This window comes from Pseudomonas cannabina (genome assembly GCF_900100365.1).
GTDB lineage: Bacteria > Pseudomonadota > Gammaproteobacteria > Pseudomonadales > Pseudomonadaceae > Aquipseudomonas > Aquipseudomonas cannabina.
On record NZ_FNKU01000001.1, the window covers coordinates 2875892 to 2897032 of the forward strand.

At 59.9% G+C, this 21141-nt stretch carries 20 protein-coding genes; 5 read left to right on the forward strand and 15 right to left on the reverse strand.

Features of this window, described 5'->3' with window-relative positions; translation table 11 throughout:
- Positions 1 to 13 precede the first annotated feature (13 nt).
- Complete coding sequence (locus BLT55_RS13455) at positions 14 to 526, forward strand: 6,7-dimethyl-8-ribityllumazine synthase (RefSeq protein WP_007251353.1); 513 nt, start codon at positions 14 to 16, stop codon at positions 524 to 526.
- 436 nt (positions 527 to 962) lie between these two features.
- On the opposite strand, the gene astE is transcribed toward BLT55_RS13455, so the two are convergent.
- The 14 genes from astE to acs all read right to left on the reverse strand — a co-directional run bounded on the left by astE (position 963) and on the right by acs (position 16649).
- Positions 963 to 1970, reverse strand: a complete 1008-nt coding sequence (gene astE / locus BLT55_RS13465) for a succinylglutamate desuccinylase (protein WP_055001839.1) — start codon at positions 1968 to 1970, stop codon at positions 963 to 965.
- 11 nt (positions 1971 to 1981) lie between these two features.
- Positions 1982 to 2269, reverse strand: a complete 288-nt coding sequence (locus tag BLT55_RS13470) for a hypothetical protein (RefSeq protein WP_007251355.1) — start codon at positions 2267 to 2269, stop codon at positions 1982 to 1984.
- Between the two features lie 61 nt (positions 2270 to 2330).
- Positions 2331 to 3677, reverse strand: coding sequence for an N-succinylarginine dihydrolase (astB, locus tag BLT55_RS13475; RefSeq protein ID WP_055001838.1), 1347 nt, complete (start codon positions 3675 to 3677; stop codon positions 2331 to 2333).
- Between the two features lie 49 nt (positions 3678 to 3726).
- Entirely contained in the window at positions 3727 to 5196 is a 1470-nt protein-coding gene (gene astD, locus BLT55_RS13480) for a succinylglutamate-semialdehyde dehydrogenase (protein ID WP_162234996.1), read from the reverse strand.
- On the reverse strand, positions 5193 to 6218 hold the full coding sequence (gene astA / locus BLT55_RS13485; protein ID WP_007251358.1) for an arginine N-succinyltransferase: 1026 nt from the start codon (positions 6216 to 6218) through the stop codon (positions 5193 to 5195). The genes astD and astA overlap by 4 nt, the downstream gene beginning before the upstream one ends.
- 63 nt (positions 6219 to 6281) lie before the next feature.
- The gene (gene aruF / locus BLT55_RS13490) at positions 6282 to 7313 is read right to left on the reverse strand and encodes an arginine/ornithine succinyltransferase subunit alpha (RefSeq protein WP_055001836.1); all 1032 of its coding nucleotides are present in this window, start codon (positions 7311 to 7313) and stop codon (positions 6282 to 6284) included.
- Positions 7314 to 7445: 132 nt separating this feature from the next.
- Positions 7446 to 8663, reverse strand: a complete 1218-nt coding sequence (locus tag BLT55_RS13495; protein WP_055001835.1) for an aspartate aminotransferase family protein — start codon at positions 8661 to 8663, stop codon at positions 7446 to 7448.
- 235 nt (positions 8664 to 8898) lie between these two features.
- Positions 8899 to 9891, reverse strand: a complete 993-nt coding sequence (argR, locus tag BLT55_RS13505; protein WP_007251361.1) for a transcriptional regulator ArgR — start codon at positions 9889 to 9891, stop codon at positions 8899 to 8901.
- 136 nt (positions 9892 to 10027) lie between these two features.
- The gene (locus tag BLT55_RS13510) at positions 10028 to 10792 is read right to left on the reverse strand and encodes an ABC transporter ATP-binding protein (RefSeq protein WP_054079650.1); all 765 of its coding nucleotides are present in this window, start codon (positions 10790 to 10792) and stop codon (positions 10028 to 10030) included.
- Positions 10793 to 10814: 22 nt separating this feature from the next.
- On the reverse strand, positions 10815 to 11927 hold the full coding sequence (locus BLT55_RS13515) for a succinylglutamate desuccinylase/aspartoacylase family protein (protein ID WP_055001834.1): 1113 nt from the start codon (positions 11925 to 11927) through the stop codon (positions 10815 to 10817).
- A gap of 1 nt (position 11928) precedes the next feature.
- Entirely contained in the window at positions 11929 to 12627 is a 699-nt protein-coding gene (locus BLT55_RS13520) for an ABC transporter permease (RefSeq protein ID WP_007251365.1), read from the reverse strand.
- On the reverse strand, positions 12624 to 13313 hold the full coding sequence (locus tag BLT55_RS13525) for an ABC transporter permease (protein WP_002554442.1): 690 nt from the start codon (positions 13311 to 13313) through the stop codon (positions 12624 to 12626). The genes BLT55_RS13520 and BLT55_RS13525 overlap by 4 nt, the downstream gene beginning before the upstream one ends.
- A gap of 73 nt (positions 13314 to 13386) precedes the next feature.
- Positions 13387 to 14163: an ABC transporter substrate-binding protein gene (locus BLT55_RS13530; protein WP_007251366.1), complete on the reverse strand. Its 777-nt coding sequence runs from the start codon at positions 14161 to 14163 to the stop codon at positions 13387 to 13389.
- A gap of 530 nt (positions 14164 to 14693) precedes the next feature.
- On the reverse strand, positions 14694 to 16649 hold the full coding sequence (acs, locus tag BLT55_RS13535) for an acetate--CoA ligase (RefSeq protein WP_055001833.1): 1956 nt from the start codon (positions 16647 to 16649) through the stop codon (positions 14694 to 14696).
- 345 nt (positions 16650 to 16994) lie between these two features.
- Between acs and BLT55_RS13540 the strand changes: the two genes are divergently transcribed.
- Positions 16995 to 17261 (forward strand): DUF2790 domain-containing protein, encoded by a 267-nt coding sequence (locus tag BLT55_RS13540; protein WP_055001832.1) that lies wholly within the window; start codon positions 16995 to 16997, stop codon positions 17259 to 17261.
- A gap of 129 nt (positions 17262 to 17390) precedes the next feature.
- On the opposite strand, the gene BLT55_RS13545 is transcribed toward BLT55_RS13540, so the two are convergent.
- Positions 17391 to 18950, reverse strand: a complete 1560-nt coding sequence (locus BLT55_RS13545; protein ID WP_055001831.1) for a sigma-54-dependent transcriptional regulator — start codon at positions 18948 to 18950, stop codon at positions 17391 to 17393.
- Between the two features lie 249 nt (positions 18951 to 19199).
- Here BLT55_RS13545 and phhA point away from each other — a divergent pair, with 249 nt between their 5' ends.
- From phhA to BLT55_RS13560, 3 genes are all read left to right on the forward strand, one after another.
- Positions 19200 to 19997 carry a phenylalanine 4-monooxygenase gene (gene phhA, locus BLT55_RS13550; RefSeq protein WP_055001830.1) on the forward strand — a complete coding sequence of 266 codons (798 nt, stop codon included), beginning with the start codon at positions 19200 to 19202 and terminating at the stop codon, positions 19995 to 19997.
- Between the two features lie 34 nt (positions 19998 to 20031).
- A complete protein-coding gene (locus BLT55_RS13555; RefSeq protein WP_055001829.1) occupies positions 20032 to 20388 on the forward strand; it encodes a 4a-hydroxytetrahydrobiopterin dehydratase in 357 nt (118 codons plus the stop codon).
- 449 nt (positions 20389 to 20837) lie between these two features.
- Positions 20838 to 21017 carry a hypothetical protein gene (locus tag BLT55_RS13560; RefSeq protein ID WP_007251375.1) on the forward strand — a complete coding sequence of 60 codons (180 nt, stop codon included), beginning with the start codon at positions 20838 to 20840 and terminating at the stop codon, positions 21015 to 21017.
- The last annotated feature ends 124 nt before the right edge of the window (positions 21018 to 21141 follow it).

Here is a 21141-nt window from a genome sequence, read left to right on the forward strand (position 1 = left end):
GGAGTCAGAACACGTGCAACCTACTGCAATCGACAGCAAAAGCAAAAGCCATTCGAACGAACGCGTCGCTTTCATCCAGGCCTGCTGGCACAAGGATATTGTCGACCAGAGCCGTAAAGGCTTCATCGCTGAAATGGCCAATCAGGGCTATGCCGAAAGTGACATCGACATCTTTGAAGTCGGCGGCGCCTTCGAAATCCCGCTGCACGCAAAACTACTTGCCAATACCGGTCGTTACGCAGGCATCGTTGGCGCCGCGCTAGTGGTGGACGGTGGGATCTATCGTCATGAATTCGTTGCGCAATCGGTCGTCAGCGCGTTGATGCAGGTCCAGCTGGAAACCGAAGTACCGGTCTTCTCGGTAGTCCTGACACCACACCACTTCCACGCAGGCGAAGAGCACCAGAAATTCTTCTTCGATCACTTCGTGCACAAAGGTGAAGAAGCGGCCAAGACTTGCGCGGATACCCTGAACAAGGTACGCAGCCTGCGTCGCCTGGAAGCACAGCACAAAGCGGCCTGCTAAGGTATCGACCCTGCGCGCTCGTCGGTATGCACAATTCCAGATGAGCGCGCAGAGCGGGGCTTCTGCCCGAAGGGCGTGGGAGATTCAGGAGTTTACGACGGCTGCGAAGCGGCCCTGAAACAGGTCATTTCGGCTGTACCTGTTGGACCGTATGTGCTGGCTTTGCTGCCGGTTCCCGGCAGTTCGCGGACAAGTCCGCTCCCACTTTAACGTTCGCACCTGTGGGAGTGGACTTGTCCACGAAGACTGACTATCAAACACCGACTGGGTCATTGAAGAGACCTGTTCAGGCATAAACCCAGAAACATATTGCTCACATGCTGCGCAGCAGAGGGCGCCAGGCCGGACCTCTTCGCGGACAAGTCCGCTCCCGCTAAAACAGGCAGTTCGCGGACAAGCGGAACGTCGCCCGGTCAGCTCCCACACAGGCGAAGCGTCAGCCAAGCCCATTCGCATCAGCCGGCACAATCACGATCCCCGCCCGCAGGCCGTTTTTGACCTTCGGGTTGGGGAAGATGATTCGCGCGCCCTCTTCTTCCACCACCCAGCGTGAATCACTGACGTCTTCGGCCAGCACGTAGCCTTTTTGCAGTTCGGAAAAGTTTTCCACGTCATCGGCCAGGTTAAAGGTGAACGCGTCACTGCGCTTGATCACTTCCCGGGCGACGCTGAACAATTGCAGCCCCTCCAGACACTCATCCAGCTCAGGCTCGGTGCCTTCTATGATCTGCTCCAGACGCATACGCAACGGCGCGAGGTTGACTTGCTGGTTCTGGCCGAACGGCCGCGCCTTGCCAAGCTCCAGCGTGAACGCCTCGGCCCCCAACTGCTCGTAGGTGTAGGCGCTGAACACGATGGACGGCTTGTTCTGCAACAGCACCGCGCTCATGCCCGCAGCGCGCAGCCGCGCCAGTTCGCGACGCGAGTGCTGGCGCCCCTCTTTCCACGGGTACAGCGCAAACTGCTCGATCTTCGAGCCACGAATCGCGGTGTGCAGGTCGTAATGCAGGCGATAACGATCCGGCACGCTGAAAAAACTCGCCGCCAGGCGTTCCAGTTCGCCAGCGCGCAGGGCTTCCGCACCATCACTTTGCTCGTGCCGACCGTTGAACAGCCGGTTGACGTCCTGCTCGACATACCGTGTGCCAGCCCGCATGGCGGCAGGGTTGCCGAACAGGAATAGAATACGTGCGCGCGGTTTCAGATCTCCGCGCGCGATGCTGCGGATCAGTTCGTCCAGCAGCTCGACAGGTGCAGTCTCGTTGCCATGAATACCGGCCGACAGCAGCAGATCAGTGCCATTGCCACGAGCTTCTGGCGGGCGGACTTCCAGAGCCCCCTCTCCCAGCCAGCGCATCCGCACGCCGTCGACGGTCAGTTGAGTCTTTTCCGCTGGCTCACGTCCAGCCAGGGTCAGTTCAAGCAGTTTGCCGAGGGCGAGCATGCTGGGTTTCCTCAGTGATTGCAGTCAGGACCGTGGACGTGACCGTCTTCTTCAGCGCCGATATCGGCCGGTTCCATTTCCAGCTGCAGGCTGACCAGATTGGTCGCCAGCGGGCGCAACAGCAGGTTGGCGTATTCGGCGTCGTCTTCCTCGACGTCAACACCGATCAGCAACTGGCCACGGCCGTCCTGCTGAATCCACAGTTCCTTGCCCTGCCAGATGATGGCAACGCGGGTGCAGGATGTTTCCAGCTGGGTGCCGTCGGTGTCTTCAAGGATCAGTTGCAGGGCGTCGCTCATATCGGAATGCTCTCTATCAAGAAAATCGTGCGCCGGACAGCTGCCCGACGCGCAGGGTGTTTCAATTCAGTTGAAACGGATAAACGGCGCCCAGTTTAAGGATTTGCGTCAGTTCATCCAATGCCGTCCGGCATTCCGTCAACAATCGCGGGTCAGCCAGATCGTTTTCACTCATGCGATCACGGTAATGCCGGTCCACCCATTGCGTCAGGGTTTCGTACAACGGTGCAGTCATAATCACGCCCGGATTCACTGCCGCCAGCTCGGCTTCATTGAGTGCCACACGCAAGCGCAGGCACGCCGGACCGCCACCGTTCTGCATGCTTTGCTTGAGGTCAAATACCTTGACCTCGGCCACCGGGCTTTCATCGGCGATCAAACGTTGCAGGTAGCCCCAGACAGTGGCGTTGGCCTGGCATTCCTGCGGCACGATCAGCAGCATCGAACCATCGGCGCGCGACAGTAACTGACTGTTGAACAGGTACGAACGCACTGCATCCTGAACCGAGACGTCGGCACGCGGCACGCAGATCGCCCGCAATTGCCCGCCCACCCGGCCGAGTTTATCGCGCAGCTCGCCGAGCATTTTCTCGGTATGGAGAAACGCATCCTCGTGATAGAACAGCACCTCGCCATTACCGACCGCGATCACGTCGTTGTGAAATACACCCTGATCGATAACCGCAGGGTTCTGCTGGCCGTAGACCACGCCCTCGTCACTCAAACCGTGCAGGCGCGCGACGGCTCGTGACGCCTCGAGTGTCTGGCGCGCGGGATACTTCTGCGGCGCGGGGTAACGGGTGTCGAAAGCACTGCGGCCAAACACGAAAAACTCCACACCGGCCTGACCGTAGTCCTGACAGAAGCGCGTGTGGTTGGCCGCACCTTCGTCGCCAAACTGCGCCACGGGCGGCAACGCCGGGTGATGGGCAAAATGCCGCGCATCGGCAAACATCGCCCCCAGCACGCGGCTGGTGGTCGGGTGCTCGATGCTGCGGTGGTATTTGCAATTGAGGTTGGCGGCGGTGAAATGCACGCGACCATCAGCAGTGTCGGCGCTGGGGCTGACCGTCGCCGCATTGGCCACCCACATGCTCGAAGCCGAGCAACTGGCGACCAGCAACGGCATGTCCTGACGGGCCGCTTTTTCGATCACCTGCGCATCGCTACCGGTGAAACCCAGTTGCCGCAGACCGGCAACGTCGGGGCGCTCCTGCGGCGCGAGCACACCCTGAGTAAAACCCAGGTCCATCAGCGCTTTCATTTTTGCCAGGCCTTGCAGCGCCGCCTCGCGCGGGTTCGCACTCTGCTGGCTGTTACTCTGGGAGGCGACGTTACCGTAGGACAACCCGCCGTAGTTATGGGTTGGCCCGACCAGACCGTCAAAATTCACTTCACAGGACTTCATCGGCAAGGCTCCGTGGATCTGTTTTTATAAGCAATCGTGGCGCGCACTGTCAGTTCAGCCTGATACCGGGAGTCAAGGTCGCTGGCAAGGTCAGGCTGCCGGTTTCCAGCGATGCGACCGGATACGCACAATAATCGGCCGCGTAATTGGCGCTGGCGCGGTGGTTGCCTGAGGCCCCGACGCCGCCGAACGGCGCGCTGCTGGCAGCTCCGGTCAATTGCTTGTTCCAGTTGACGATCCCGGCGCGGCTTTGCAGCCAGAACTGCTGATAGCGCGCTGCGGAATCGGACAGCAGACCGGCCGCCAGCCCATAGCGAGTAGCATTGGCTTCGGCGATGGCCGCATCGAAATCGGCGTAGCGAATCACTTGCAGCAACGGACCGAACAGCTCTTCGTCGAGCCTGTCGGGCACCGCGCTGACATCGATAATGCCCGGCGACAGTAACGCAGCGCCAGGCTGTGGCTGGCGCATTTCCAGCAAGGTCACCGCACCGTTGGCGAGCAGGTCGCGCTGCGCGTCGAGCAAAGCGCGCGCTGCCTCAAGCGAAATCACCGAGCCCATAAATGGCGCAGGCTGCTGGTCAAACGCACCCACCTCGATGTTCGCACTCACCGCCACCAGTCGCGCCAGCAAGGCATCACCCCAGTCACCTTCGGGAACCAGCAAACGACGCGCACAGGTGCAACGCTGGCCCGCCGAAATAAACGCTGACTGAATGATGGTGTACACCGCGGCTTCGATGTCTTGAACCTGATCGACCACCAGCGGATTGTTGCCGCCCATTTCCAGAGCGAGAATTTTGTCCGGGCGCCCGGCGAATTGCTGATGCAGCACGTTGCCGGTGCGGCTCGAGCCAGTGAAGAACAGCCCGTCGATCCCCGCATTGGCCGCCAGCGCGATACCGGTTTCGCGACCACCCTGCAGCAGGTTCAGCACACCGGCAGGCAGCCCGGCCTCGATCCAGCACTTGACCGTCAGTTCAGCGACTTTCGGCGTCAGTTCGCTGGGTTTGAACAGCACGGTATTACCGGCCAGCAACGCGGGAACGATATGGCCGTTAGGCAGGTGCCCGGGAAAGTTGTACGGCCCGAACACCGCGACCACGCCATGCGGCTTGTGGCGTAGCACAGCCGTAGCGTCGCCCAGCGGACCGCTCTTCTCGCCGGTTCTTTCACGATAGCTCTGCACTGAAATGGCGATCTTGTTGACCATGCTGGTCACTTCGGTCGCCGATTCCCACAACGGCTTGCCGGTTTCCTCACCGATGCACTGCGCCAGTTCGTCAGCGTGCTGCTTGAGGCTGGCCGCGAACGCTTCCAGCACGGCGATGCGCTGATCCAGCGAGCGAAGTGCCCACTCAGGAAACGTCTGGCGTGCTGCCTGCACGGCCTGTTCGACCTGCTCGGCCGTCGCGCCTTGCCCGGACCACAGCGTTTGCTGGGTCACCGGGTTCAACGAAATGAACGGCTCGCCCTGCCCGGCCTGCCAGGCACCTGCGATATACAGCGTACTCATCAAATGCCCTCCCGCGCCGCAGACAGCGGCACCGCGCGCACATTGTCACCGGCACTCATGCGCAGGCGTCTGGCCGTTTGCGGGTCGACCACCAGCGTACCGGCGGCAAAGCGCGCAGCACCGACGGTCACCCGGCAGTCTTCACGCTTGCGGTTGTAAATCAGAAATTGCGGCGCGTCGTCACCCGGTGTACCGATGGCCAGCACCAGGGTCTGACTGTCCTTTACCGCGCGGATCTTACCGGTCTCGCACTCGATGGCCGGCCCCGCATCGAAGATGTCGACGTAGCCCTGATACGAGAAGCCCTCGGCCTTGAGCATGGCCAGCGCTGGCTCGGTATCAGCGTGCACACGACCGATCACGTTGCGCGCGTCCTCGGACAGAAAGCAGCTGTACAGCGGAAACTTGGGCATCAGTTCAGCGATGAAGGCCTTGTTGCCGACGCCGGTCAGGTAATCGGCCTGGCTGAATTCCATCTTGAAGAAATGCCGTCCCAGACTTTCCCAGAACGGCGAGCGGCCACTCTCGTCGGACATGCCGCGCATTTCGGCAATAATCTTGTTACCGAACAGTGTCGGAAATTCGGCAATGAACAACATGCGCGCTTTCGACAGCAAACGACCATTGAGGCCATTGCGCGAATCGCTGTGCAGGAACAACGAGCACAACTCGGAATTGCCGGTCAGGTCGTTGGCCAGAAACAGCGTCGGGATTTCCCGGTAGATGTTCAGTTCCTGCGAGGCGCTGACCGTCAGCCCGACCCGGTAGTTGTACCAGGGCTCACGCAGACCGACCGCGCCCGCGATGGCAGAAATACCCACCACGTTCCCGTCGTCGTCCTCGAGCACGAACAGGTAATCGGCGTCGCCGCGCTCGGCTTCCCCGCGAAAGGTCTTTTCAGCCCAGCCGACACGGTGCGCCAGGCGCTGCTCGTTGGCAGGCAGGGTGGTCAGACCGGCGCCGGTGCTGCGCGCCAGCTCGATCAACGCGGGCAGGTCGCTGCTGCGTACGGGACGAACGATCATGGTATCTCCTCAGCGGCTCATCGAGAGCCTTGAAACTGGCTAATCAGCAATCGAACGTCAGGCTCAGACCGCGACGATCCGCACACTGGCACCTTCACCGACACCCAGTGCGTCGGCAGCTTGCAGGCTCAGCACCACCGGTCGGCCGGGCGCCCAGTCGAGTTCCAGCAGCACGGCGCGGTAATCCTGCAGCAGGCCATTGGCGACCAGATACAGCCGCCCGCCTGTGCCGACGTCGCTGCTTTTCGCAGTCTCGATCTTGACTGGCACCAGACGGCTCTGCGCAATGGAACGAATCCCCGACACCTTGGCATGCAGGGTCGGGCCGCCGTCAAAGATGTCGATGTAATGATCGGTTTCAAAACCTTCGCGCATCAGGATGTCGAAGGTGATCTGCGCACGCGGATGCACCTGGCCCATGGCCTCCTGCGCAGCATCGGGCAGCAAGGGCACGTAGATGGGGTAATGCGGCATCAGCTCGGCGAGAAAGGTCCGGCTTTTCAGCCCGCACAAGCGCTCGGCGGCGGCGTAATTGAGGTCGAAGAAGTTGCGCCCGATGGCGTCCCAGAACGGCGAATCGCCCTGCTCGTCGCTGTACCCGACAATCTCGGTCACCACCGAATCGGCAAAGCGCTCCGGGTGACTGGCAACAAACAGCAGACGGCCGCGCGAATTGAGTTCCGACCAGGACGTGCCCACCAGCTCCGGAACCACGTAGAAGCTGGTCAGCAGACTGTTGCCGGTCAGGTCGTGGCACTGGGAGAGCACGTGGATCTTGTTATGGATTTTCAGCTCGCGAGATGCATGCACGAAGGTTTCGTTGCGAAAACTGTAGAACGGCTCGGAATAGCCCGCCGACGCGACGATACCCGAACAGCCCACCAGCTTGCCGCTTTCGCTGTCTTCTAAAACGAAGAAGTAGGTTTCTTCGCCGTTGAAGCTGACCTCGGCGGCGAACGAGGCCTCCGACGAGCTGATTTTGTCGGTCAGGCGGCCAGCATCGTCGGGCAAGGACGTGACACCGATAGGGCTGTCGGCAGCGAGGCGTTGGACCTCGGCCAGATCAGCCATTTGCGCAGGGCGCATTACCAGCATGGTGCCACTCCTTGTAGATCGACCGGACGCTACGACCGCTTTGATAAACGCGCCATGCAGCGTCAGGCTGCACAGCACAGAAAAATGTCCGGTGCCGCCCGATGAGGCAGGCACCGGAATACAACCGATGAATCAGGACGTCAGCTTGACGATGGCGCGCTCGAAGCGGTTCAGACCTTCTTCGATGTCCGCGTCTTCGATCACCAGGCTCGGCGCGAAACGAATCACGTCAGGACCGGCTTGCAGAATCATTAGGTCCTCGGCTTCTGCGGCGTTGAAGATGTCCTTGGCCTTGCCTTTCCAGGGCTCGGACAGCACGCAACCGATCAACAGGCCCAGACCGCGCACTTCGGTGAACACGCCGTATTGCTGGCCGATGCTTTCCAGACGGGTCTTGAACTGTTGATGCTTGCGCTGTACGCCAGCCAGCACTTCGGGTGTGTTGATGACGTCGATCACTGCTTCACCCACCGCACAGGCCAGCGGGTTGCCGCCATACGTGGTGCCGTGCACGCCGACGGCGAAGTGCCTGGCGAGTTTTTCAGTGGTCAGCATGGCCGCCAGCGGGAAGCCGCCGCCGATACTTTTCGCGCTGGAAAGAATGTCCGGGGTCACGCCGTAATGCATGTAAGCAAACAGATGGCCGCTACGGCCCATGCCGCTCTGCACTTCGTCGAACACCAACAGTGCGTTGTGCTCGTCACACAGTTTGCGTGCACCTTGCAGGTAGTCGAGCTGGCCCGGCAACACGCCGCCTTCGCCCTGAATCGGCTCGAGCACCACGGCGCAGGTCTTGTCGGTCACGGCCGCTTTCAGCGCTTCAAGGTCGTTGTACGGCACATGGCTGATACCGGTGATCTTCGGCCCGAAACCGTCGGAGTACTTCGGCTGGCCGCCGACGCTCACGGTGAACAAGGTGCGGCCGTGGAAGCTGTTGACCGCAGCAATGATTTCGTACTTCTCGGGGCCGTACAGGTCGTGCGCCACACGACGCGCCAGCTTGAAGGCGGCTTCGTTGGCTTCGGCACCGGAGTTACAGAAGAACACCCGCTCGGCGAAGGTCGAATCCACCAGTTTTTTCGCCAGCCGCAGGGTTGGCTCGTTGGTGAACACGTTGGACACATGCCAGAGATTATTGGCCTGCTCGGTCAAGGCACCGACCAGCGCCGGATGGCAGTGGCCCAGAACGTTGACGGCGATCCCGCCCGAAAAATCCACCAGTTCGCGCCCCGCCTGATCCCAGACCCGGGAGCCCGCACCGCGCACAGGGATGAACCCGGCTGGAGCGTAATTGGGGACCATTACCTGGTCGAAATCGGCGCGTTGCACCGCAGCATGCTCAACGGACATCGGAGTCTCCTGATGAGGAACGCCTGCCTGAAACTGGCGAGCGATGGGAAGATTGTAAGGACTGAATTCTGTTCGGCCTTGCCGCCAGGCGACAACTTGTTACAGCGCAAAACCGGGTTTTTTCAAGGTTTTCGGCAATGCGACATATTGCGTCACAAAGGCGCAGTTTAAACAGATTGAGCGTGGGTGTCTGGACCTGCGCTGCCGAGGCAACGCATCTGTTACAACGGCGAAATCAACCGCGCTCGGCAGGCACCGGCGAAAGCTCGAACGGGCTGCTGCTGCGTCGCTGATTGCGGTCTTCACGCGGTGTGGCGCCGAAGAAGTTGCGGTAGGCGCTGGAGAAATGCGGTCCTGACGAGAATCCGCAGGACAGGCCGATCTGGATGATCGATTTGCTGGTCTGCATGAGCATCTGGCGCGCCTTGTTCAGGCGCAGTTCCAGGTAGTACTGGCTGGGCACGCGGTTGAGGTACTGCTTGAAGATCCGCTCCAGTTGACGGCGCGATACGCACACGTGCTGGGCAATTTCGTCGGTGGTCAGCGGCTCTTCGATGTTGGCTTCCATCAGCAGCACGGCCTGGGTCAGCTTCGGATGGCTGGAGCCGAGGCGATTCTGCAGCGGAATGCGCTGGCGCTCGCCGCCTTCGCGAATGCGCTCGACCACCAGTTCTTCAGACACTGCACCGGCCAGCTCCGCGCCATGATCGCGAGACAATACCGCCAGCAGCAGGTCGAGCACCGACATGCCACCGCAGGCGGTGAGGCGGTCGCGATCCCAGTCGAACAGATGGCTGGTGGCAATGACTTTCGGGAAACGCTCGGCGAAGTCATCCTGCCAGCGCCAGTGCACGGCAGCGCGATAGCCATCCAGCAAGCCCAACTGCGCGAGCGGATAAACCCCCGCCGACAGTCCGCCAATCGAACAACCTGCGCGCACCAATTGCTTGATCGCACTGCCCAGCGCCGGGGCCACCGAAGCGGGTGGCTCGTCGGCCAGCAGAAACAGTTTTTGAAAGCCGTCCAACTGGCCTGCCCAGGGTTTGCCCGGCAATTGCCAGGCACCGGCATCCGCCGCAGGTTCACCCGCCTCGGCTTGCAGAAACGCCAGCTCATAGACCACCTCAGGATGAACCCGCTGAGCAACGCGCAAGGCTTCCTCGGCAAGCGCCAGGGTCAGGGCTTTGGTGCCGGGCCAGACAAGGAAACCGATTCGATGGGCAGTCATTGGGACATCCGCTACGTATTGCCGCAAAAGCCAAGCCCGCAATAAAGGGCTCGATCTGGAACATCCAGGTCAGGTTGCGCGCCGCGCAGCATGCCCTGTTCTGCTGTAAAAAGGCACCGCCCGGCGATGCCGATCGTCACTTGAGGCTGCCGGACAGAAACTGTTGCAAACGCTCGGTTTGCGGGTTGGCCAGCACTTCACGCGGATCGCCACGCTCCAGCACCACACCCTGATGCAGAAACACCAACTGGTTGGACACTTCGCGGGCAAAGCCCATTTCGTGGGTCACCACCACCATGGTCCGGCCTTCCTGCGCCAGGCCCTGCATGACCTTGAGCACGTCACCGACCAGCTCCGGGTCGAGCGCCGAGGTCGGCTCGTCGAACAGCATCACTTCGGGCTCCATCGCCAGCGCGCGGGCAATCGCCACACGCTGCTGCTCGCCACCGGACATGTGCCCTGGGTAAGCATCTTTGCGATGCGAGACACCGACCTTGGCCAGATAGTGCTCGGCCTTTTCCAGTGCTTCCTTCTTCGAAACGCCCAGAACGTGAACCGGCGCTTCAATGATGTTTTGCAGCGCGGTCATATGCGACCACAGATTGAAGTGCTGAAACACCATGGACAGCCGCGAACGCATGCGCTGCAGCTGTTTGGCATCGCCAGCCTTGAGGCCGCCGTCCTTGTTCGGCACCAGCTTCAGCTCTTCGTTGTTGAGCAGAATCTTGCCGGCATGCGGCTGCTCGAGCAGATTGATGCAGCGCAGGAAAGTGCTTTTCCCCGAACCGCTGGAGCCGATGATACTGATGACATCGCCAGCCCTGGCAGTCAGGGACACGCCTTTGATCACTTCGTGACTGCCATAGCGCTTGTGCAGGTCCTGCACTTCCAGTTTGTTCATGCTTTCGGTTCTCATAGAACGGTCAGTCACTGAGCAGACGCCCATGACGCAACGCGGTGCGCCCCGCCACTTTGGCCAGCCAGAAACCGGGTTGAGCGTAGCGAAGCCGCTCGATGGCGAACAACACCCCGGCGGTATTCGCGCAAATGGTACTGACCTGATCGGACAGCGGATCGATGACCTCGAACAACGGCTCGCCGACTTCCACAGAGTCGCCGGCAGCACGCAGGAACGTCACCACACCGGGATGCGGCGCATAAAGCAATTCAGTGCCTTCGAACGGCATGCCTTCGCAGGCTTCGTGCGCGGGCTTTGGCCAGTCGCCACTGATGAAGCCCTGTTCGGCCAGAAACGCCAGAATGCCCTCGGCATGCGCTTGCGCCTGCGGCTTGCCGGTATCGGCCTGACCGCCCAGCTCGATGGTGGTCGACAGGCAGGCCAGCGGAATCTGCGCTTGCGGAAAAATCCGCGACAGACGCAGCCACGGCAGCGAGCAGGCTTCATCGAACGAGCTGCCGCCGGAATCCTCGGCCAGCAACGCCACTTGAATATTCAGGTGCGCCGACAGCGAACGCCACTGCGGCCAGTGCTGTGGCAAGGCGTACATGTGCAATGCGGCGTCGGCATCGCAATGCAGGTCGAGCACCACATCGGCGATACAGGCGTGCTTGAGCAAAATGCGCTGCATGCCTTGCAACTCGGATTGCGCTGCGGGCAGATTTTCCAGCGCAGTGGTCATCGCCTGACGAATCAACCGGGTGTTGGCGCGCAGGTCATCGCCCAGTTGGCCTTCCAGCAATTCGGCGACCGGCTCGCTCAATTCGGTGAAGTCACGGTTGAAGTTCTTGCCGCTGCCGAACTCGAAGCGTCCTTGATGCGCGCCTTGCAGCAACTGGCCCAGGCCCAGCGGATTGGCGACCGGTACCAGCTCGATCACACCCTTCAGCGCACCCTGCTGCTCCAGCCGGGTCAGGCGTTTTTTCAGTTCCCAGGCGGTGCGCATGCCCGGCAACTCGTCTGCATGCAGGCTGGCCTGAATGTAGGCTTTGCGCTCGCCGGTACCAAATCGAAAGACACTGAGTGTGCGCTCGGTGCCAAGGGTACTCCACGGCAATACATGATCGATTCTTTGCATGTCAGGCCTTTCTTGGGGCGAGGTAGCCCAGCCAGCGGCGTTCGGCAATCTTGAACAGCCGCACCAGAATGAAGGTCAGGCACAGATAGAAAACGCCTGCGGTGACGTAGGCCTCGAACGGCAGGTAGAACTGCGCGTTGATCGTCCGCGCCGCGCCGGTGATATCGATGAGGGTCACGATGGAGGCCAGACTGGTGGTCTGCAACATCATGATCACCTCATTACTGTACTGCGGCAGCGCCCGGCGCAAGGCCGACGGCAGCAGAATGCGGCGATACATCTTGGCTTTCGACATGCCCATGGCCCGCGCCGCCTCGATCTCGCCCGCCGGCGTGGCCTTGAGGCTGCCGGCGATGATTTCGGCGGTGTAAGCGCTGGTGTTGATGGAAAATGCCAGGCAGGCGCAAAAAGTTGCGCTAGACAGCCACGGCCAGAGGAAGCTTTCACGTACCGCGTCGAACTGCGCCAGCCCGTAATAGATCAGGAACAGTTGCACCAGCATCGGCGTGCCGCGAATCACGTAGGTGTACAGCCAGGCCGGCAGGTTCACCCACGGGTTTTTCGAGACGCGCATCAGGCCCAGCGGCAACGCGGCCAGTAACCCGAAGGCGAGGGAAATCGCCAGCAGCTTGAGGGTGGTCAGCAAACCGCCGAAATACAGCGGCAGGTTTTCCCAGATCATGTTGTAGTCGAAGATCATAGGTCAGCCGCCCTGACGCCTACCGAGTAGCGTTTTTCCAGATAACGCAAAGCGAGCAGCGACACACTGGTAATCACCAGGTACATCGCTGCAACCGCCAGAAAGAAGGTGAAGGGTTCGCGGGTGGCATCGGCCGCCTGCTTGGCCTTGAACATCATGTCCTGCAAGCCGACCACGGAAATCAGCGCGGTGGCCTTGGTCAGCACCAGCCAGTTGTTGGTGAAGCCGGGTATCGCCAGACGGATCATCTGCGGCACCAGAATGCGGAAAAACACTTTGCCGCTGCTGAGACCGTACGCCATGCCTGCCTCGGCCTGACCTTTGGGGATCGCCATGAAAGCACCGCGAAATGTCTCCGACAGGTACGCACCAAAGATAAAGCCCAGGGTGCAGATACCGGCCAGCAACGGATCGAGGTCGATGTAGTCGTCGAAACCCAGCAACGGCGCGACGCGGTTGAGCAAGTCCTGACCGCCGTAGAAAATCAGCAGGATCAGGACCAGATCCGGTATTCCGCGAATCACCGTGCTGTACAAATCGCCCAGCCAGGCGATCCAGCGCACCGGCGACAGACGCAGCGCCACGCCGATCAGACCGAGAACGATCGCCAGAGCCATCGACGACAGGGCCAGCTGCAATGTCAGCCATGCACCTTCGAGGATGACAGCCCCGTAACCTTTCAACATGATGTGCGGTCCTCAAGCGTGGAATAAAAATGGCGCAAGCCAGGGTCTGCTTGCGCCATCTCGTTGCAGCGAATTACTTGCCGTAGATATCGAAGTCGAAATACTTGTCCTGAATAGCCTTGTACTTGCCGTTGGCGCGAATCGCGGCAATCGCAGCGTTGAGGCGGTCAAGGTTGGCCTTGTCACCTTTGCGCACGGCGATACCGATGCCGTCACCGAAGTATTTCGGATCAGCGAACGACGGGCCGACAAATGCATAGCCTTTGCCTGCGTCGGTTTTCAGGAAACCGTCCTGCAGCAGCGTGGCGTCAGCGATGGTGCCGTCCAGACGACCTGCACCGATGTCCAGGTAGATTTCGTTCTGCGAACCGTAAGGGGTCACAACGACACCCTGCGGAGCCAGCACTTCACGGGCGAAACGCTCGTGGATCGAACCACGCTGCACGCCGATCTTCTTGCCCTTGAGTTCAGCCAGGCTGTCGCTGACCGTGGTGCCGTCCTTCATCACCAGACGCGCTGGAGAGTTGTAGTACTTGCCGGTGAAATCCACCGATTTCTTGCGGTCGTCGGTGATGGACATCGACGACAGGATGGCGTCGATCTTGCGCACTTTGAGCGCCGGGATCAGGCCGTCGAATTCCTGCTCGACCCAGGTGCACTTGACCTTCATTTCTTCGCACAGCGCATTGCCGATGTCGTAGTCGAAACCGACGATGCTGCCATCCGGGGCCTTGGAGGCGAATGGAGGGTAAGCCGCTTCGATACCGATTTTCAGCGGTTTTTCGTCAGCGAAAATCGGCTGGGCAAGCACGGACAACGCCAGCGCGCCAATAAGCATGAGCTTTTTCATTTCAAGAACTCCATCGGTGAAGCACGACAAGTGGCAAAGTGAGCAAGCGCCCAATGTGCGAAAGGACTATCTCGGAGAGAACGACGCCAGACGTGGGACAGCACATTGGCAGTCCGCAGCCCTCGGCGAATGAGGGGCATTTTAACGACAGGCTCGAAGTCGATATTTCTTCAATGCGACAACTAGTTACAGAACCACGGGAAAAGCCACTTTACCCTATTGACGGTAAAGGTTTCACCTGATCTTTGAGCGATGACTTAACCGGCTGATGCAGCAAGAAGCGCGCCCATTATTGGCAAACCCTTCTGATCCGGCAAGCCCGGCCTTTCGCCTGCCAAAAATTCACCTGGATTCGACGTATTTTCGCGCACGAAACGAGGAACACGTCCTACAAGGAAGCACTCCTTGTCCACACCGTGTAAACCCGTAACAACCCGATATATATCTCGTTTTCCGGCCAGCGCCGCGCCCGGATACAAAAACGCCCCGCCCGGCTTTCACCGGACGGGGCGCAACTGACGCTGAATGGATCAGGCAGCGTTCATGGTTTTGTGCGTTTCGATCAAGTGCTGCACCACACCTGGATCGGCCAGGGTGGAGATGTCGCCCAGCGCATCGTATTCCGAGGTCGCGATCTTGCGCAGGATGCGGCGCATGATCTTGCCCGAGCGGGTTTTCGGCAGGCCAGGGGCCCACTGAATGAAGTCCGGCGAAGCAATAGGGCCGATTTCCTTGCGCACCCAGTTGCGCAGTTCAGTGCGCAGTGCGTCGCTCGGCTCTTCGCCAGCGTTGAGGGTGACGTAAACGTAGATGCCCTGCCCCTTCAGATCATGCGGCACGCCGACCACTGCAGCTTCGGAGACTTTCGGGTGGGCGACCATCGCACTTTCGATCTCGGCCGTGCCCATACGGTGGCCGGAGACGTTGAGCACGTCGTCCACGCGCCCGGTGATCCAGTAGTAGCCATCTTCGTCGCGACGCGCTCCGTCACCGGTGAAATACATGCCACGGAAGGTCTTGAAGTAGGTGTCGACGAAACGGTCGTGATCGCCGTACAGCGTGCGCGACTGGCCCGGCCAGGAATCGAGAATCACCAGGTTGCCTTCGGCTGCCCCTTCGATCAGGTTGCCCAGGTTGTCCACCAGCGCCGGAATCACGCCGAAGAACGGCCGGGTGGCCGAGCCCGGTTTCAGCGCGGTAGCGCCCGGCAGCGGGCTGATCAGAATGCCACCGGTTTCGGTCTGCCACCAGGTATCGACAATCGGGCAGTTCTGCTTGCCGACCGTGTTGTAGTACCAGCCCCAGGCCTCCGGGTTGATCGGCTCACCAACCGAACCCAGCAGACGCAGACTGGAACCGTCCGCGCCTTCGACGGACTTGGTGCCTTCGGCCATCATGGCGCGAATCGCGGTCGGGGCCGTGTAGAGGATATTGACCTTGTGCTTGTCGATGATTTTCGACACGCGGGTGATGTCCGGGTAGTTCGGCACGCCTTCGAACAGCAAGGTGGTCGCGCCGTTGGCCAGCGGCCCATAAACGATGTAACTGTGCCCGGTGACCCAGCCGACGTCAGCGGTGCACCAGTAGATTTCGCCGGGTTTGTAGTCGAACACGCGCTCGTGAGTCAGCGCGGCGTACAACAGATAGCCTGCTGTGGTGTGCAACACGCCCTTGGGTTTACCGGTCGAGCCGGAGGTGTAGAGAATGAACAGCGATTCTTCAGCGCCCATTTCCTTCGGTGCGCAGGTGCTGGAAGCCACTTCGAGCAACGCGTGATACCAGATGTCACGGTGACGGTTCCACTCGATCTCGCCGCCGGTGCGCTTGCAGACAATGACCTTCTGCACGCTGCTGGTTTCCGGGTTGGTCAGCGCGCGGTCGACGTTGGCCTTGAGCGCGGTCTTCTTGCCGCCACGCAGGCCTTCGTCGGCCGTGATGACGACTTTGGAACTGCAATCGATGATGCGGCCCGCCAGTGCTTCCGGCGAGAAACCACCGAATACCACCGAGTGAATGGCACCGATCCGGGCGCACGCCAGCATGGCGACCACAGCCTCGGGGATCATCGGCATGTAAATAGTCACAACGTCGCCACGGTGCACGTCCTGACCACGCAGGGCGTTGGCGAATTTGCAGACTTCTTCGTGCAGCTCGCGGTAGGTGATTTCACGATGCTCGGAGGGGTCGTCGCCTTCCCAGATGATCGCGATGCTGTCGCCGCGCTCGGCCAGATGGCGGTCAAGGCAGTTATAGGCAACGTTCAGCGTGCCATCGGCAAACCATTTGATGTCGACACGGTGATCGTCGAACGAGGTCTGTTTGACGACGCTGAAGGGTTTGATCCAGTCGAGTCGCTGAGCCTGCTCACGCCAGAAACCATCCGGGTTGACCACCGACTGCTGGTACATGGCCTTGTAGGTCGCCTCATCCGTCAGCGTAGTCGCTGCGACTTCTGGGCGGACGGGGTACAGGGAAGCTGCACTCATCTTGGTTACCTCGGTGGATAGTTGTTGTTTTATGCACACGTTGTATCCCGCCCCCCCCCGAGGAACCATTCGACGTTGGTATTACCGGGCGGGGCCGGGGCGGCAAGCTAGTGAACTGTGAGCTGCAAGCTGCTCCCCGATTATTACCGTTTTGATGAAAGCGCTTATCCAAAGCCTTTATAGATGCAGTCTTGCAACAGGCATAGAATTCGTTCCGCCAGCAAGGCAAACATCAGTTGCCCCCACGCAGCGTTGTTCTGGATCAGAAAACTTATCAGACAGAGTTCGCACATGACGTCAAAAACGTGATGCGGCCGCGCTCACTTTCAAAAAGGTAAAAACGCAATGAAAGCTTCATTAGTGATATTGGCACTGTGCGGTATCAGCAGCCTGGCGATGGCCGAAGAATCGCAGACCAAAGTGGCTGCGCAACAGGCCCGGGTCGAGCAATATACTTACGGCACTCATCTGGACATCGCCCGAGTGATCTCCACCAGCCAGATCCCCAGTGTCTGCGCAGTGGTGCCGGCGCGCATGATCTATGAAGACTCGCAAGGCGCGCGGCACATCATGAGCTATCAGGTAATGGGCAACGGCTGCAGCAACGGTTGATGGTTCGCACCGTTGTAACGGATGCACGACGCCTCGCAGATCCAGCGGCGAGGCGCATGCCGGGCGCTGTTTGTCATGTATTCGACTGACAGTCTGCTTATCCGTTTTTTCTTCTTTGCGTGATTCGGCTTATTTGGCTTCCTGGCTTATTTGATAGGCGCGCAACTTATTGGCAATCGTTGTATGAGACACGCCCAGGCGTTTTGCCAATTGGCGACTGCTGGGGTGCTGTGCATATAACTGCTTCAGCACCGACCTTTCAAAACGCCCGACAATCGCGTCGAGATCCCCGTCCAGAGAAACATCGGCCAGCCCCGGGCGCACGCCGTAATCCGGCAGCCGAATGTGCTCGGCCTGCACCTTGCCGCCCTCGCACAGTGACACGGCCTGAAACAATACGTTTTCCAGTTGCCGGACGTTGCCGGGCCAGTGGTATTGGCTCAGGCGTTTGATGGCCGCAGGTACTATGCCCGGCAGCGGGCAACCGATCTGGCGGCTGGCGTGATCGAGAAAATGCTCCACCAACGGTTCCAGGCCGTCCAGGCAGTCGCGCAACGGCGGTATGTGCAACGACAACACGTTGAGCCGATGGTAAAGATCCTGCCTGAACTCGCCTCGGGCGCACAGCTCCGACAGATCGACCTGGGTCGAACACACCACCCGCACATCGAGAAACATGTCTTCGTCGCTGCCCACGCGACGAAAGCTGCCGTCCTGAATGAAACGCAGCAGCTTGGCTTGCATGCGCGCACTCAATTCGCCCACGCCGTCCAGAAACAGCGTCCCGCCTGCAGTCAGCTCCAGCAGCCCGAGCCGGCCTTCCAGCCGCGCGCCCTCGAAAGCCCCCGGGTCATAGCCGAACAGCTCGATCTCGGCCATCGACTCCGACAGCCCGGCGCAGTTGAGCGCCATCAGCGGTGACTGACCGCGCGGGCTGGCGAGGTGACAGGCGCGAGCCAGCAGCTCCTTGCCGGTGCCGGTTTCACCTTCGATCAGCAACGGAGCGTCCAGCGGTGCCATACGCCGCGCTTCGCGAACCACGGAAGCCATGACTTTCGAACTCTGAAAGATGCTGTCGAAGCCGCGCAGCTCTTGCTTGCGCACATGATAGATGCGCTCGCCGACCCGATCAGCGCGATGCAGGGTCAAAACAGCACCAGCCATGGCCTCGCTGTCATCGTGCTCCGATTGCAACGGCGCGATGTCGGCCAGAAACACATCACCACGCACCTTGACCCGCAGGCCATTGATGCGCGACTTGCTGGCGCGCACCAGCTCGGGCAGGTCGAAGTCCTCGGCGTAGCGCGACAGCGGAATCCCCGGCACTTCATCGACCCGCACGCCCAACAACTGCGCAGCGGCGCGATTGGCAGCCACGATGGCGCCGGCCATGTCGATGGACAGCACCGGAAATTCCAGCGCACCGAGCAAGGCATTCAGCTCCATATGCCGCCGCTCGCTGGGCATCAGCCCGACGCGCTTGACCCCGAACACGCCGGTGATCGCTTCGAACTTCGGTCGTAAGGCCTGGAATTGCAGGTTGATCAGATTCGGGCAGTGCAGATAGATCGCATCGCCATGTTCGCCGCCCACCTCGCCGCACGCCACATTGACGCCATAGGCGACCAGCAGATCGAGGATGTCGCGAAGGATGCCGATCCGGTTTTGACAATGCACCTTGATGCGCATGAGTGATTCGCTCTGGCTTTTTGTCGTGCGCTGAAGTTTAGCGTCAACATTACGTTACAGCACAGCTCAATGCAGGGCTGCTCGGCTAAGGATCCGATCCTCAAGAAAAACATTCGTAAAGTTTTCGTTACGAAATTGAGTGCCATGAAGCTGATCCAAAAGCCTCTGCACGCTGAAGCCCCGCCCAAAGTAGGTTATTTCTACGTTCAGGCCTTACCAGAACAACACCCTTGATCGAGGATCATCAGCATGGCCCAGACGCACTACGTGGCACGCGAGCCGGACGCCTCGGGTTTCATTGATTACCCTGCGGCAGAGCACGCGGTCTGGAACACCCTGATTACCCGGCAGATGAAGATCATCGAAGGCCGCGCCTGCCAGGAATACCTGGACGGCATCGAGCAACTGGGCTTGCCTCTTGATCGCATCCCGCAGCTGGGCGAAATCAATGCAGTGCTGGGCGCAGCCACGGGCTGGCAGGTAGAGCGAGTGCCCGCGCTGATTCCGTTTCAGACATTCTTCGAACTGCTGGCCAGCAAGCGCTTTCCAGTGGCGACGTTCATTCGCAGCGAAGAAGAGCTGGATTACTTGCAGGAGCCGGACATCTTTCACGAAATCTTCGGCCACTGCCCGCTGCTGACCAACCCATGGTTTGCCGAATTCACCCACACTTACGGCAAACTCGGATTGAGCGCGACTAAAGAGCAACGGGTCTATCTGGCGCGGCTGTACTGGATGACCATCGAGTTCGGCCTGGTCGATACTCCCCAAGGGCGGCGAATCTACGGCGGTGGCATTCTTTCTTCACCGAAAGAGGCAGTCTACAGTGTGTCTTCAGCGCCGGAGCATCAGCCCTTCGATCCGCTGGAAGCCATGCGCACGCCCTATCGGATCGATATTCTGCAGCCCGTGTATTTTGTCCTGCCAAACCTGAAGCGCCTGTTCGATCTGGCCCAGGAAGACATTATGGCGCTGGTCGAACAAGGGATGCAGTCGGGTTTGCACGCGCCCAAATTTCCACCGAAAACCAATAGCCACGCGGCCTGACCGCAGCCAGGTATCTGAAAAGGACCCCCTGTTTATGAGCACCTTGAATCAAGCCCACTGCGAAGCCTGTCGCGCCGATGCCCCGCAGGTCAGCGAAACCGAACTGCCGGCGTTGCTCAAGCAGATCCCGGACTGGAACATCGAAGTTCGCGACAGCGTGATGCAACTGGAAAAAGTATTTCTGTTCAAGAATTTCAAGTGTGCACTGGCGTTCACCAATGCCGTCGGAGCAATCGCTGAAGCAGAAGGCCATCACCCAGGCCTGCTCACCGAATGGGGCAAAGTGACCGTGACCTGGTGGAGCCATTCGATCAAAGGGCTGCATCGCAACGACTTCATCATGGCCGCGCGCACCGATGAAGTGGCCAAGGACGCAGAAGGCCGAAAATAATTTTTTCAGCGCAATGAGCCGTGCTCAAGCGGGCCAGCCCAATAGAATCAAGCTGTACAGCACCTCGCAAGGTGAAAGCCGGGACAGTGAAAACTAGATTTTGTTTCCCGACAGGCGCAATCAGGGTAAAAAAATATCCTGATTGTCATTTTCAGTGGGGTATCCTGCCCCTGCTTTTTAAAGCACGGTTCTTTCTGCACTACCTTGCGAGGAGCGATGACGATGCACGAAATTCCAAACTTCCCACCAAGCCAACAGGAACCACAGCAGTCGATTCTGGCTCAGCAAGAGCTCGGTCAACCTGCCGCAATGAAAACAGCACCCTCGGCTCAAGACAGCCAGAAAGCCGGCAGCAAAGACTGACGGCGATTGTTTTCAGGCGTATCGAAAAACGGTTTTGCCGATTTTCAATACGCCTGAAACACCAGCAACAGGCAAACCGCAGATTTATGACTGACTTCACTGAAACCCAAGCCAATGCCCTGATTGGCACTGCCGAGAAAATGATCGAAATCTGGTCACGCCTCAGCCCGGAAAAACAGAGCGCCCTGCTCGCACGTTTCGGGACGCAGGAAAACGCTCTTGCCGCACTCGTGACCACACAGCTCGTGGCGCCAGCGTCTGAATAACCCCTCGCTCATCGAGCCTCTTCAGGTTTATTTCCGTCTGTAGCACCTGCACCGCTCGATGCGTCGGTATGATAAGCACTTCGAGAGCTTGCTAAGGGTTTCCCCTGCCCGCTCGAAAGCCATG